This window comes from Paenibacillus sp. W4I10, assembly GCF_030816325.1.
In the GTDB taxonomy this organism is placed as follows: domain Bacteria; phylum Bacillota; class Bacilli; order Paenibacillales; family Paenibacillaceae; genus Paenibacillus; species Paenibacillus amylolyticus_B.
Genome location: NZ_JAUSXX010000001.1, coordinates 981,049 through 995,965 on the forward strand (window position 1 = coordinate 981,049; position 14,917 = coordinate 995,965).

The 14,917-nt window shown below is 44.2% G+C and carries 12 protein-coding genes; 11 read left to right on the forward strand and 1 reads right to left on the reverse strand.

Going from position 1 to position 14,917, the window contains the following annotated elements:
- Position 1 precedes the first annotated feature (1 nt).
- Together QF049_RS04485 and QF049_RS04490 are read left to right on the forward strand one after the other, a co-directional pair.
- Positions 2–1,465 (forward strand): glycoside hydrolase family 1 protein, encoded by a 1,464-nt coding sequence (locus QF049_RS04485; RefSeq protein ID WP_307535141.1) that lies wholly within the window; start codon positions 2–4, stop codon positions 1,463–1,465.
- A gap of 168 nt (positions 1,466–1,633) precedes the next feature.
- Positions 1,634–2,200, forward strand: a complete 567-nt coding sequence (locus QF049_RS04490) for a 5' nucleotidase, NT5C type (protein WP_307535143.1) — start codon at positions 1,634–1,636, stop codon at positions 2,198–2,200.
- 13 nt (positions 2,201–2,213) lie between these two features.
- Here the strand turns inward: QF049_RS04490 and QF049_RS04495 are convergent, their stop codons facing one another.
- Positions 2,214–3,098, reverse strand: a complete 885-nt coding sequence (locus QF049_RS04495) for an AraC family transcriptional regulator (RefSeq protein WP_307535145.1) — start codon at positions 3,096–3,098, stop codon at positions 2,214–2,216.
- A gap of 134 nt (positions 3,099–3,232) precedes the next feature.
- Between QF049_RS04495 and QF049_RS04500 the strand changes: the two genes are divergently transcribed.
- The 9 genes from QF049_RS04500 to QF049_RS04540 all read left to right on the forward strand — a co-directional run bounded on the left by QF049_RS04500 (position 3,233) and on the right by QF049_RS04540 (position 14,908).
- Positions 3,233–5,962 (forward strand): family 78 glycoside hydrolase catalytic domain, encoded by a 2,730-nt coding sequence (locus tag QF049_RS04500; protein WP_373428215.1) that lies wholly within the window; start codon positions 3,233–3,235, stop codon positions 5,960–5,962.
- A gap of 115 nt (positions 5,963–6,077) precedes the next feature.
- On the forward strand, positions 6,078–6,551 hold the full coding sequence (locus QF049_RS04505; RefSeq protein ID WP_307535149.1) for a putative immunity protein: 474 nt from the start codon (positions 6,078–6,080) through the stop codon (positions 6,549–6,551).
- A complete protein-coding gene (locus tag QF049_RS04510; protein ID WP_307535151.1) occupies positions 6,526–7,065 on the forward strand; it encodes a GNAT family N-acetyltransferase in 540 nt (179 codons plus the stop codon). The genes QF049_RS04505 and QF049_RS04510 overlap by 26 nt, the downstream gene beginning before the upstream one ends.
- A 71-nt stretch (positions 7,066–7,136) precedes the next feature.
- Positions 7,137–8,294 carry an acyltransferase gene (locus QF049_RS04515; protein WP_307535153.1) on the forward strand — a complete coding sequence of 386 codons (1,158 nt, stop codon included), beginning with the start codon at positions 7,137–7,139 and terminating at the stop codon, positions 8,292–8,294.
- Positions 8,295–8,461: 167 nt separating this feature from the next.
- Complete coding sequence (locus QF049_RS04520; RefSeq protein ID WP_307535155.1) at positions 8,462–9,022, forward strand: DEAD/DEAH box helicase family protein; 561 nt, start codon at positions 8,462–8,464, stop codon at positions 9,020–9,022.
- Positions 9,023–9,078: 56 nt separating this feature from the next.
- Positions 9,079–9,384 carry a hypothetical protein gene (locus QF049_RS04525; protein WP_124116346.1) on the forward strand — a complete coding sequence of 102 codons (306 nt, stop codon included), beginning with the start codon at positions 9,079–9,081 and terminating at the stop codon, positions 9,382–9,384.
- Positions 9,385–9,602: 218 nt separating this feature from the next.
- Positions 9,603–10,445 carry a BglG family transcription antiterminator LicT gene (gene licT / locus QF049_RS04530; RefSeq protein WP_074095537.1) on the forward strand — a complete coding sequence of 281 codons (843 nt, stop codon included), beginning with the start codon at positions 9,603–9,605 and terminating at the stop codon, positions 10,443–10,445.
- A 167-nt stretch (positions 10,446–10,612) separates the two neighbouring features.
- On the forward strand, positions 10,613–12,550 hold the full coding sequence (locus QF049_RS04535) for a beta-glucoside-specific PTS transporter subunit IIABC (RefSeq protein ID WP_307535158.1): 1,938 nt from the start codon (positions 10,613–10,615) through the stop codon (positions 12,548–12,550).
- Between the two features lie 444 nt (positions 12,551–12,994).
- Positions 12,995–14,908: a beta-glucoside-specific PTS transporter subunit IIABC gene (locus QF049_RS04540; RefSeq protein ID WP_307535161.1), complete on the forward strand. Its 1,914-nt coding sequence runs from the start codon at positions 12,995–12,997 to the stop codon at positions 14,906–14,908.
- The last annotated feature ends 9 nt before the right edge of the window (positions 14,909–14,917 follow it).

The following is a 14,917-nucleotide window of genomic DNA, read 5'->3' on the forward strand; positions in this document are numbered from 1 at the left end:
AATGATTAATCGACAAGGGTTTCCGGAAGGTTTTCTATGGGGCGGCGCTATTGCCGCCAACCAGGCTGAAGGTGGATTCGACGCTGGCGGCAAAGGATGGTCGACGGCCGACATGGTTCCTTATTTTGAGAAAAAGGACTACACCAACCTTAGAGAACTGATGCATGTTACCAGTGCGACGGTTGAGAAAGCAATGGCACATCATAGCGCGAAAGGTTATCCGAAGCGTTACGGGATTGATTTTTACCACCGTTTCAAAGAGGATATTGCGCTGTTCGCTGAGCTGGGCTTCAAGACATTCCGACTGTCCATCAACTGGCCGCGTATTTTCCCGAATGGTTATGATGCCGAGCCAAATGAAGAGGGATTGCGTTTCTATGACGAAGTGTTCGATGAACTCCGGAAATACGATATCGAACCACTGGTAACACTTTCGCATTATGAGATGCCTATGGCACTTGTACTGAAATATAACGGCTGGGCTGGCCGTGAAGTGATTGGACATTTTGTGAGATATGCGGAAACCGTAATGACCCGGTACAAAGACAAAGTAAAATACTGGTTGACGTTTAATGAGATTAACACAACCATTATTGAACCGTTCACAGGCGGAGGTATTATTGAAGACCGTGTGGAGAATACGATGCAGGCTTCCTATCAGGCACTTCACCATCAATTTGTAGCCAGCAGCTTGGTAACAGAAAAAGCACGTCAGATTAACCCGAACTTCCAGATCGGATGTATGCTTGCACGCATGATTCACTACCCGGCGACATCGAAGCCAGAGGATGTGCTGCAAGCACAGATCGATAACCAGCTGAACCTGCTGCATACGGATGTACAAGTTCGTGGTAGTTACCCAACATTCATGGCTCGGTACTGGGCAGAGAACGGGATTACCATTGCCATGGAACCTGGGGATGAGCAGATCCTGCGTGAGCACACAGTTGACTTCATCTCATTCAGTTATTACACATCCTTGGTGTCCGCAGTGAACCCAGAGGAATATGGAGTGACGGGTGGTAACCTGTACAGTACAATTAAGAACCCGAATCTGGAGCGTACGGAGTGGGGCTGGCAGCTTGATCCGATCGGTCTGCGCGTAGCATTGAAAGAACTGTATGATCGTTACCAATTGCCATTGTTTGTGGTGGAGAATGGACTTGGCGCGAAAGATACGGTTGAAGCAGACGGTTCCATCAACGATGATTATCGTATTGATTATCTGAGAAAACATATTACACAAATGAAAGAAGCCGTTATGGATGGTGTGGACCTGATGGGATATACCAACTGGGGAGCGATTGATATCATCAGTGCATCCACTTCGGAAATGTCCAAGCGTTATGGCGTAATCTACGTGGATCAGGATGACAATGGACAAGGCACATTGAATCGTTATAAGAAAAAGAGCTTTGGCTGGTACCAAAAAGTCATTGCCTCCAATGGCGAAAACTTGGAATAGATTAATCTAAATAGGCACCCCAGGCGTAGCTAGTGTTACGTCATCGGGGTGCCTATTTAATATCATCTCGCAGGATTCTCATCAGCGCTAATGGCACTTCAAGGTAAAAAGGATGACTTCATAACATACTGGATGGTATACTGTGATCGTATCGGGGGAGGGATAACCATGAAGAAGCCTATTATTGCTGTAGATATGGATGACACGATATGTCATCTGGTCAAGCGGGCTATTTATCACAACAACCTCAACTTCCCGACCCATCCGTTGCGGTATGAGGATATGATTCATTGGGATACATCCCATTTGCGTCATCCAGAGAGCACGCACGATGTATTTTATGGTCGGCCGGGTCTGTTCGAGGAATTGGAATTATACGACGAATATGTTGTAGATGAGATGCGAAAGCTGAACGATGCTTATGATGTCATTGTCGTGACGGCAGCAGAACCAAAAACAGTCGTTGAGAAGTGGAACTGGCTTCAACAGCACATGCCTTTTATAACCGCTGAACAGTTTATTACATGCAAAAGAAAAAACTTGCTCAGTTTCGATCTGCTCATTGATGATGGAGCACATAACCTGATTCCCGCGCATGAGGACGGCAAAAAGGTTATCTGTATCCCGCATCCGTGGAATATACAGGAGCGTGAGCGATACAACTTTCCGTTGATGTCTTCATGGAAAGAAGCCAAGGCATACATAGATGAAGTGTTACAGGTTGTTAGTGTCTGAAAGTTAGTTAACCTTATTGTCCAGAGTGCAGTGCTCTGGATTTTTTGCGATAGGCGAGAGGTGTTTCGCCTGTTATTTTTTTGAATGCGGCATAGAATGAATCCATATCCCGATATCCGACCAGCTCTGCAATGAGGCTGACTTTATGCTGTGAATTCTTTAGAATTTCGCAGCTTTTTTGTATGCGCAGATGTTGCAGGTGGCCGCTAAAGGTCTGTCCAGTATGCCGAAGAAACATTCGTCCAATTTGCTTCTCGCTCCAGCCCGATACACGGACCAGATCAGACATCCGAATACGATTGCTTACGTGTTGTTTGAGATAATGAAGAATGTAATCAAAACCGGTGGAATGATTCTCTACATCATGTTCCTTTTGATAAAGTTGTCTGTAGGTCATCAATACCAGCTGGCTCACCAAGGTGTATAACATGGTAGAGGAACCGATTCCCGGAACGGAGGATTCACGGTACAGCTTCACCATTAGTTCTTCAATCCGGTCGTTGTGATCCACAACGGCTATATAAGGAACTTGATTTTGTGCCAGATTCATCAGATGTTGAATGATTTCTTTTTCCTGAATGATGGCTGTCAGCGTGTTGATTAATTCAGCATTAAACAGACAATTATATATAATTAATGGATGCTCGGTTACGTTTGTGCTCACAGGACGAAAGACATGAGGAACACCAACAGGAATGACAAACAGCATGCCTTTCTTCACGGGAATGACATCTTCACCGATATGATGAAAGCCCTTTCCTTCGGAGACATAGCTATACTCAATAAATTCATGTGCGTGAAAAGGAAGCACAAAATCTTCAGAGCAACGATTGACAAAAAGTTGCAGATGATTATGCAGAAAGTATTCGCTTTTCATAAGTTGTACAGATGAATTCACAAGCAACCTCCTCGCACAGATGGCTGAATCACCGGATGAAATAGTCCTGATAACCGGGTATTTAGGGCAACAGGATCGATATAATTATATCGTAACCCCGAATGGGAAGCCAAGATGGAAAGGACGATCTGCTAATGTTCAACGTGAGTCACCTTCGCTGTGAGTATAGAATCAATCCGATAGGCCTTGATGTCAAATCACCGAGATTAAGCTGGCAGTTACAGTCTGATCTTCGAAACTGCATGCAATCCGCATACCAGATCCAGCTGTCCCTGTCAGAAGATTTTGATGAGATTGCATGGGATTCTGGCAAGATAAACACGGATCAATCCATACATGTGGAATTAAACCATTTTCAGCCTTCCCCACAAACGCGATACTACCACCGGATTCGGGCATGGGATGATGCAGGAAGTGATTCGGGTTGGTCCGAAACGGCTTATTTCGAGATGGGACTTATGGATCGTCATAACAAGTGGCAAGCAGAATGGATCACAGCTCAACCATCAGATGATGGAGATACGTCATGCCCACGTATGCGCAAGCAGTTTAATGTGAAGCAACCTGTTACGTCTGCCAGAATATATGTAACAGCACTTGGATTATACGAGTTGCATATGAACAACACAAGAGTAGGAGAAGATTATTTTACACCTGGCTGGACCTCTTATCGTAAGCGGTTACAATATCAAACCTATGATGTAACTCATCTACTTCAGGATGGGCAGAACATATTAGGCGCTTATCTGGGTGATGGCTGGTACCGAGGGTATCTCGGCTGGAACAAAGAACGGGAGATATTTGGTTCAACGTCCGCATTGCTGCTGGAACTGCATATGAAATACGCAGATGGATCGGAGGAATGGATTTTATCTGGTGGGGATTGGACCGCTGCTCCTAGTGCAATCCGTATGTCGGACATCTATATGGGGGAGACGTATGATGCACGAATGGAGTCTGATTGGTCGGATTCATCTCAGACGAATTGGGTACCTGTGAACGTACTGGATCATCCCAAAGATATCATCGTTGCGCAGGAGAACGTACCCGTTACCCAAGTCGAACAACTACAGCCAATCGCCTTCTTAACAACCCCACAGGGAGATCGTGTAATAGACATGGGGCAGAATATGGTGGGATGGGTGAGATTCAGCATTCAAGGTGAGGTCGGTCAGACGGTTGAGCTGCACCATGCTGAGATATTGGATCATGAAGGCAACTTCTACACCGATAATCTTCGCTCCGCCAAGCAGTGTATTCGCTATACGTGCAAGGGGGATGGCGTGGAAACATTTGAGCCGCATTTTACGTTCCAAGGGTTCCGTTATGTTAAGCTGGTTGGCTTCCCGGAACACGTTTGTCTGGATGAATTCACTGGAATAGTGCTGCACTCGAATATGGAGCAAACAGGTCAGTTCTCATGCTCCAGTCCACTGGTGAACCAACTGCATCACAATATATTGTGGGGGCAAAAAGGGAATTTCCTTGACGTGCCGACAGACTGTCCACAGAGGGATGAACGGCTCGGATGGACTGGCGATGCACAGATGTTTGTCCGCACGTCTTCCTACCTGATGAATACGGCACCCTTCTTCACAAAATGGTTGCGGGATCTGGCAGCGGATCAGGGAGAAGATGGAGGTATTCCATTCTTCGTTCCGGATCTGAGAAGTTCCACGTCAGAAGGATGGGGTGACACCAGTCATTCCTCCGCCGCTTGGGGTGATGCAGCAGTCATCTGTCCATGGACCATCTATGAGATGTATGGGGATGCCAGATTACTGGCCGAGCAATATGAGAGTATGAAGCGGTGGATCGAGTACATTCACGTGCAGGGTGACAATCCGAATCTGTGGAACACGGGATTCCACTTTGGCGATTGGCTGGGACTGGATTCCAAGCCTGATAGTTATGTTGGCGCAACGGACACGGATTATGTGGCAACTGCATTTTATGCCTATTCGGTTTTGTTAACTCAAAAAGCAGCTGAGGCACTTGGAAAGACAGATGATGCTGAATATTACAAGCAGTTGCATACAAACATTGTTCATGCGTTTCGAAATGAATTTGTCACTCCAGCCGGCAAAATTGCTGTTCCCACGCAAACAGCACATGTTCTTGCGCTCCAATTTGGCCTGTTGGACGCCACTGCCCGAACTCGTGCTGTCGAACAATTGGCAAAACTCGTGAAAGAGGCGGGCAATCATCTTACTACAGGCTTTGTGGGTACACCTTATCTGAATCCGGTATTGAGTGATGCGGGTCTTCACGACCTGGCTTATACATTACTTTTTCAAGAGGATTATCCGTCCTGGTTATATCAGGTGACTCAAGGCGCAACGACGGTCTGGGAACATTGGGATGGGATCAAAGAGGATGGAAGTCTCTGGAGTGCTGATATGAATTCATTTAACCACTATGCGTACGGTGCGATTGGAGAATGGTTGTATCGTTATGTTGCTGGCATTCGGTCCGATGAACATCAGCCAGGATTCCGAATGGTGCATATCCAGCCGCAACCCGGGCCTGGGCTGGATTGGGTGGAAGCAAGTTTGGAGACGATGTATGGTCAAGTTGCTTCAAGTTGGTATCGGCTGGCGGAGGGAGAAATGGAGATACGAGTGCATATTCCTGTCAATACGAGAGGTACGGTACGTCTTCCTGGAGCAGGTGCACAGATCGTTCTGGAGCAAGGGAAACCGTTGGATCAGTTGGATCAGATAAGTGGAATTCAGGATATTCAAAACATTGGGGACGATGTTGAAGTCACACTTGGATCTGGGAGTTACCGATTCACGTACAAAGACACGGATGCGAAAAAGGAACGAGATATTCAACAGTCTGCATTGACAGAGTCCGTATAATGATAGAATAAGTGGTAAGATGTACAGTTGAAGAGGATCTGCACACACGCAGGTCCTTTTTCGAAACTGTCTTAGAGTAAATTTGTAGTTTTTGAACAATGAAAGGAGCATGACCATGGCAAAACCTGCATTCAAAGATGCGCCTTTGCGCCGCGAAATAGAGGATCTGGCTAAGCAACAGGATCACCATACATTGGCCTGTTGGGCTGCGGAGTGTGCGGCACGTGTCTTGCATATATTTGAGAAAAAGACGGAGGATCTCCGCGCCCGTGATGCCATTGATGCAGGAAGAGGTTGGATCCGTGGAGAAATTGCCATGGTTGATGCTCGAAAGGCGGCTTTTGCAGCTCATGCTGCTGCACGGGAAGCCGATAATGTCGCTGCCTCTGCTGCATCTCGTGCGGCGGGACACGCAGCTGCAACGGCCCATGTGAAAGACCATGCGGTGCATGCCGCAACGTATGCAGTGAAAGCTATCTTTTATGACTGTTTGATGGAAGAGCAAGAACGTCGTGTCCTGGAAGAGAGAACGTGGCAATATCAATATCTGTTGGGAGGATGTAATGATCATGGGGAAAGAACACGTTAGATTAATTAAACCATCAAAAGCCTATAAGGATGCGTATTTGGCATTTTATGAAGACTGGGTCAGAAGTGGAGAATCGATGGTACCTTGGGTCATTTCCAAAGATCCTTATGCGTTCGATGAGATGTTGGCGTTTTTGCAGCGCAATGAACAAGGGATCGACATCCCGGAAGGCTGGGTCAAAGACAGTACATACTGGCTGGTCACGGATAGTCAACAAATTGTGGGTGCCGTGAATATAAGACATGAGCTTAACGATAAATTGTTCAACAGTGGAGGGCATGTTGGATATGGTATTCGTCCAGGAGAGCGGCAAAGTGGCTATGGTTCCGAAATTCTCAGACTTTCTTTGGAGAAAACAAGAGAGCTTGGAATTACCAAAGTATTGATCGTATGCGATGCGGTTAATGAGCCTTCCAGAAGGGTTATCCTTCGAAATGGTGGCATCAAGGATGTAGACTATGTAGAATCCAATGGCAACGTTGTTGAACGATTCTGGATAGAAAATGTCGAATGATGCAGAATAATGATGTAATATAACGAAAATAATATGGATTATGATTGTATTACCCTCGCGTGCTGATTAAAATGAAGCATAGAATCTGGATTGCGGCCGGAAACTATCATCCCATATCAGGCACAAGTGAGGTTATCTTTATGAATCAACCGGTTAATCGGCCCCGGCGTATTGAGTATCTGGATCTCTATCGTGCTTTTGCCATTATGGCAGTGGTAGCGATCCATGCGACTTCAACAGCAGTTGCGCATTACCCCAAGAACACATTAGATCATGATGTGTATTATTTCTGGAACACGTTTTTGCAATTTGCCGTTCCAGCGTTCCTGTTCCTGTCATCCCTGGTTTTGTTCTACAACTACAGCTCCAAGGTGAATGAGAAGGGTTGGATGCTCGCTTTTTATAAAAAGCGTTTATTCTATGTATTTGTACCCTATGCGGTGTGGTCCCTTATCTATTTTGCCATTAAACAGTTGCTTGCGGGCAAAGAACCTTTGACCCATGGTGTTCAATTTGCCAAACAATTAGTGATGGGAACCGCTCATACGCACTTGTACTTTTTTCTGATTATTCTTCAATTCTATGTCGTTTTTCCATGGCTTCTGTCCCTTACACGCCATCGTTTGTTTAATCGTTATTTGCCATTATTCTTTATTGCGGGTCAAGCGATCTTTTATGCACTACATTTGCAGTTTCACTTCGAACGGACAGGAAGTTTGTTACCCAGTTATCTGATCGTGATTGGATTTGGCGCATGGGTTGGGCTGAACTTTGAGTGGGCATTAAAGAAACTGTATACTCACCGTTATGTGCTCATAGCTGCGTTGTTAGGTGGAGGTGCCATTTTTATATATGGTAATGCTTATATCAAAACCGCTTTTGCTGCATATCCGGTGGTAACCTATACCGTGCTGTTCCTGTTCCGAAATCTGTTTACGTTGTCAGCCTGCTTGCTCCTGCTGATCTTTAGTGAACGATTGGGCGCAGGAAAACATACTGAAGTTCGTAAAGCTACGCATATTCTGGATTCCTTGGGTACAGTTGCGTTTGGTGTGTTTTTAATGCATCCCCTCGTACTGCTCTTCTGGAGACGTGAATTTACAGATGACCTGGCTCGGCACTTCAGCGTGGGTATCATCCTATCTTATGTTGTTGCTCTCCTGATCTCATGGATCTGCGCAATGGGATTGCGCCGGATGAAGTGGGGATGGGTACTGATTGGACGTTAAGTTAAAATAAACATATGCAATTTAAGATAAGAGATTTCAAGCCCTCACGCGCTGAGGGAATCACTTGAAACCTCTTTTTTATTTGCCCTAAAGAAGGTATCATAGAGTTTAATGTCCATAAAATTGAATTAATGGAATGAACACTACCTTGTCAGGAGTGATCGAAAATGAAATTAGTGATTATTTTTGGCCCACAGGCTGTGGGCAAGATGACGGTGGGGCAAGAGCTGGAGAAGATAACAAAGCTAAAATTGTTTCATAACCACATGACGATTGAATTGGTGTCTCCTTTCTTCGGCTATGGCACACCACAAGGCAAAAGACTGGTGAGTCTGTTCCGTCAGGAGATTTTCGAAGAAGTGGCGAAGAGTGACCTGCCGGGTTTAATTTTCACATTTGTATGGGCTTTGGACGCGGAGTCAGATGGTGAATACATCCGTAAGATCAGTGAGTTGTTTACATCTCAAGGGGGTCAGGTCTGTTATGTGGAATTGGAGGCCGATGCATCGGAAAGACTAGAGCGCAATAAAAGTCCGCATCGTCTGTTACATAAACCAACAAAGCGTGACATTGCGTGGTCTGAGCGAGATTTACTTGATACGATGAAGCAATATCGACTGAACTCGGAAGCGGGAGAAATCACGCATGAACACTACATAAGGATTGATAACACATACAAGAGCCCAGACGAGGTGGCAAAGTTAATTCAGGAACGATTTAATTTGTAATCTGAGAAACGTCTATCTTAGCAAAGTAGATACTTATATGGGAGGGGCATTACATCATGTACTTTGTTATATTTTTGCTCATAGGTCTTGTTTTATGTTATCTGCTCCCATTTGGCCCAATAGTGGCCGGGGGTATTATTTTTGCACTCGTTGTGGACCAATACCGCCAGACAATGCATATGCGTGAAGATATCCGAGACATCAAGAATCATCTGGGACTAATGAACAAAGGCGAGGCGCAAGAGTACGAGTTGGATAAAGAATACACTCAAGTTGATCGTTTGGATTCAGAACAGATGGACATGATTAATCGAAGAATTGAAGCGGAACTGGAGAAAGAAAGCAAAAACAATAAACCGTGAATCCCTGTAAAATAATTCTTGATTTGCTCACTCCTGTGAGTATATATACCTAGATCGGGAGTCATGCTAATTTAACTTTATGTTGCACTGTGTAGAAATTTGTAATATTATGAGGGAAGCGCGTACAACATATCGGGTTGTAACTGTTGAATCAGGCAAAGCCGTATACCTTGAGAAAAGGGATTGGTTTGTCTTTTTCTGTATATTGGAGTGATAAAGTGAAAATCGAGAAGGTGCTGAACAATAATGCTGTAGTTGCGATGAATGACGAACAACAGGAAGTTATTATCATTGGCCGGGGGATTGCTTATCAGAAGCGGGCGGGTGATATGGTTTCCGAGCAGCATATCGACAAGATATTTACTTTACAGAATGAAGATATTCAGGAAAACTTCAAGGCATTAATCTCAAGCATTCCTTTGGAATACATGAAAGTATCCGAGGAAATCATCGCTTACGCCAAGCTAAAACTTGGCAAGAAATTAAATGAGAGCATCTACTTACATCTCACAGACCATATTCACTTTGCCATTGAGCGGTATCGTAAGAATCTGCCCATACGCAACGGTTTGATCTGGGAGACAAAGCAGTTATACAAAGAGGAATATGAAGTTGGAATGGAAGCGCTCAATATGATCTGTGATCAGTTTGGTGTGATCTTGCCCGAGGACGAAGCCGGTTTTATGGCACTTCACTTTGTCAATGCAGCGTTGAATGAGGAAATGCCCAACATCAAGAGTATGACCCAGGTCATGCAAGAAATCTTGACAATCATCAAGTATCATTTCAAGATTGATTTTGATGAGAACTCACTGACATTTTATCGCTTTGTGACGCATTTGAAGTTCTTCGCCCAACGTTTGGTGAAGGGAAAACATTACAAGAGCAACAACGATGATGAACTGTTCCTGATGATTCAGAAAAAGTATCCGGCAGCGCACAAGTGCTCGGAGAAAATCAAGAAATTCATTGAAAGCAACTACACGTATCAACTAACTGACGAAGAATTGATGTACTTAACGATCCATATTGAGAGAGTTGTGAATGCAACTTCTGAATAATCCCATAGATCAGCTTGCAGGGTTGCAACCACTAGGGCAAAACCTGAACGCTTGAATGACAGAACATACCGTTAACCGGATGTTCCATACATTCAGATGTTCAGGTTTTTTTATTCTCTCCAATATGCTTCGAATCCGTGTTTAGCCAGAAAGGAAGAAAAGACTTCATGAAACACGAGCAATTAGCCAAGGACATTCTGTCTGGCGTTGGTGGTAAACAGAACATTAACAGCGTGGTGCACTGCGCTACCAGACTTCGTTTCAAATTAAAAAATGACAATAATGCGAAAACAGACGAACTCAAAAATCTACCTGGAGTCATAACGATAATGCAAAGCGGGGGGCAATACCAGGTAGTTGTGGGTAACGAAGTGTCTGATGTGTATAAAGCCTTGTTACATGTGGGTAATATGAATGCGGATGAACCGGTCTCAACTGATGAGTCAGAATCTTCCGGTAAAAAAGAGAGTCTCTTGGGTCAGTTTATCGACTTGATCTCAGGTGTATTTACACCAATTCTCGGATTGCTTGCTGCAACTGGGATGATCAAAGGTTTCCTGTCCATGTTTACTTCTCTCGAATGGCTGGACCCAGCTTCAGGAACATATCAATTGTTGAACGCTGCAGGAGACTGTCTATTCTACTTCTTCCCAATCTTCCTGGGTTACACAGCTATGAAAAAATTCGGTGGATCTCCATTCCTCGGGATGGCCATCGGAGCATCACTTGTATATCCGACCTTATCCGGTCTTAGTGGTGGGGAACCGCTCTATACGCTGTTTGCAGGCACATTGTTTGAATCACCGATTCATATCACGTTCCTGGGTATTCCCGTTATCTTGATGAGTTATTCCTCATCCGTAATCCCGATTATTATTGCTGCTTATTTTGGAGCAAAGGTAGAAATATTCTTCAAAAAGATCATTCCTTCTGTTGTGAGAACGTTCCTCACGCCATTCTTTACAATTCTGATTGTTGTACCTGTGACATTCCTCTTGATTGGTCCAATCGCAACATGGGCAAGTCAGCTGATTGGTGCCGGGGTATCGGGCATCTATGACTTGAGTCCGTTGGTGACTGGTATTGTTGTTGGTGGATTGTGGCAAGTATTGGTTATCTTCGGGTTACACTGGGGTATCGTACCAATCATGTTGCTCAATCTGTCCACTCTGAAAGCAGATCCGATTCTGGCGATGATGTTTGCTGCTTCTTTTGCTCAGATTGGTGCCGTTTTTGGGGTTATGCTTAAAACGAAAAATACTAAACTCAAATCACTGGGTGTTCCTGCCTTTGTGTCCGGGATTTTTGGTGTAACTGAGCCTGCTATTTATGGTCTTACTTTGCCACTGAAAAAACCATTTATTATGAGTTGTATTGCTTCTGCAACCGCTGGTGGTATTATTGGCTTTGCAGGTTCCAAAATGTTTGTATTTGCTTCAGGAATCTTTGGTGTTCCAGCGCTGATTAGTCCCACAGATGGGATCAACTATGAATTCTGGATGGCTATGATTGCCACTATCATTGCTTTTGTACTAGGCTTTGTTCTCGTTTATTTTGTAGGATTCAAAGATCCTGCTAATCCAGAGGCTGCCAAACAGGCTCCAGAGCCAGTAAAAGAAGAGAAGGCAGCACTTGAGCCTAATCCAAACAATCGCTACGAAATTGCCAGCCCGATGACGGGTGAGGTGGTTCCTTTGCAAGAAATTAACGATGCTACATTTGCTGGTGAACATATGGGTAAAGGGATTGCTATTCGTCCAACCAGTGGGAGAGTTGTATCTCCGATTAATGGTGTGGTACAGACGATTTACCGTACCAAACATGCGATTGGACTTGTAGATGATCAAGGTGTAGAGATTCTGATCCATATTGGTCAGGATACGGTACAGCTCAAAGGTCAACATTTCACTGCCCATGTGAAAGATGGCGATCGTGTGAGTGTTGGCGATCTGATCGTTGAATTCGATCTGCAAGCCATTATTGAGGCGGGTTATGAGACCGTAACACCGATTATTGTAACTAATACGGCTGATTATTTGGACGTGGTTGCTACAACAAATCGTGAAGTGCAAGAAAAGGATAAATTGGTTACGGTTATTGGTTAATTCTGCTTTAGTGTGTATTTATAAATGTGAACGTTAAGCTATATAGAGGCCACTTCGATGCTTTCGAAGTGGTCTCTTTTTTTCATTTTCGGTCACCCAAATGTATTTGTGATTTAATAAAAATAAGTGTTGCAAACGTAGTTCAGATGTTCTATGATGAGTTCAAGAAGTAAGCGCATACATTAATCGGGTTGTAACTGTTCAATCAGGCAATGCCGACCATCCTCAGTTCAGAGGATATGGAGTGCAACTTACTTTCGTTATCCAAATAATTAAATACCAATGTGTACAGCCTTACAGGGTTGCAACCGTTAAGGGCAAAACCTGAATTGCTGAATAACACGACTGATTTCCGGACGATCCGGTACGTTGTGTATGTTCAGTGGTTCAGGTTTTATTTGTTTCAAAAGTCATGGGGAGTCTACTTAGAGAGGGAGAATTGCAATGAGCAACTACGATCAATTGGCTAAGGACATTCTGTCACGTGTAGGTGGTCGCGAGAACGTAAATAGTGTATTCCATTGCGTAACAAGACTGCGGTTTAAACTGAAAAATGAAAGCGTAGCCAAAACGGAAGAACTTAAAAATCTGCCAGGTGTTATAACCGTCATGCAAAGTGGTGGACAATATCAGGTTGTTATCGGCAACGAAGTGCCGGATGTATATAAAGCAGTTGTTAAAGTAGGGAATTTCCCAAGTGAAGGACAAGTTGAAGAGGAAACGGACAACTCCGGCAAAAAAGTAGGGTTGTTCAGCCGATTTATCGACATGATCTCAGGTGTGTTCACACCGTTACTCGGTTTGCTGGCTGCAACAGGTATGATTAAAGGTTTTAACGAGATGTTTGTATCTTTTGGCTGGATAACTCAGGATTCCGGAACGTATCAGTTATTAAAAGCAACGGGTGACAGCCTGTTCTATTTCTTCCCTATTTTCCTGGGTTACACAGCAATCAAGAAGTTTGGAGGATCTCCGTTCCTGGGTATGGCAATCGGTGCATCTCTCGTTTATCCTACATTGGGCGGCCTTAAGGCAGGAGATCCACTATACACATTATTTGCAGGTACATTATTTGAATCTCCTATCCACATTACGTTCCTGGGTATGCCGGTTATCTTGATGGAGTACTCTTCATCAGTTATTCCGATCATTATTGCCACATTCGTAGCTGTGAAATTAGAAAGATTCTTCAAAAACGTTATTCCAAAAGTAGTAAGTACATTCCTTGTACCATTCTTCACTCTGCTTGTTATCGTGCCTGCAACATTTTTGGTCATTGGGCCGATCTCCACATGGGCAGGACAATTGATTGGTGCTGGTGCAACTAGCATTTATGAATTAAGCCCTATTGTTACAGGGTTGGTTATCGGTGGATTGTGGCAAGTATTCGTATTGTTTGGACTCCACTGGGGACTGGTTCCAGTCGCACTTCTCAATCTTAGCACGATAGGTGCAGATCCAGTTATAGCAATGTCGTTCGCTGCTTCTTTTGCTCAAATCGGTGCTGTACTTGCTGTGTTGCTCAAAACTAAAAATACAAAACTCAAAACACTTAGTGTTCCAGCATTTATCTCCGGTATATTTGGGGTAACTGAACCTGCCATCTATGGTGTTACGCTTCCATTGAAAAAACCGTTTATCATGAGCTGTATTGCTGGGGGTATCGGAGGCGGTATTCTTGGGTATGCAGGTTCGAAATTATATATGATTGGCGGACTCGGGGTATTTGGATATCCAACGTTCATCAATAAAGAAACAGGTTTGGATTCGACGTTCTATATGGCCATCGTTGCAACACTGGTTGCATTTGTTCTTGGTTTTGTCCTGACTTATGTTGTTGGATTCAAAGATCCGGTGGAAAAAGTAGCTGCACCTGCACCAGTACTTGATCCAAATCCGAACAGCAGATACGAAATTGTAAGCCCAATGGCTGGTGAAGTCGTTGCACTGAAAGATATTAATGACGTAACGTTTGCAGGAGAGCACATGGGTAAAGGGATTGCAATTCGTCCAACCAGCGGTAGAGTGGTATCTCCAATTACGGGTATTGTTCAAACGGTATATCGCACGAAACATGCCATTGGTCTTGTAAGCGATGATGGTGTAGAGATGCTGATCCATATTGGACAGGATACGGTCAAGCTGAAAGGTCAACATTTTACAACCCATGTGAAAGATGGAGACCGTGTTAACGCTGGTGACCTGATTGTTGAGTTTGATCTGCAAGCCATTAAGGATGCAGGGTATGAGACGGTTACACCGATCATTGTGACTAATACTTCAAATTATCTGGACGTTGTAGGAACAAAAGATGCATCCGTTCATGAGAAAGATAAATTGATCACGGTATTAAGCTAATTCAAACTA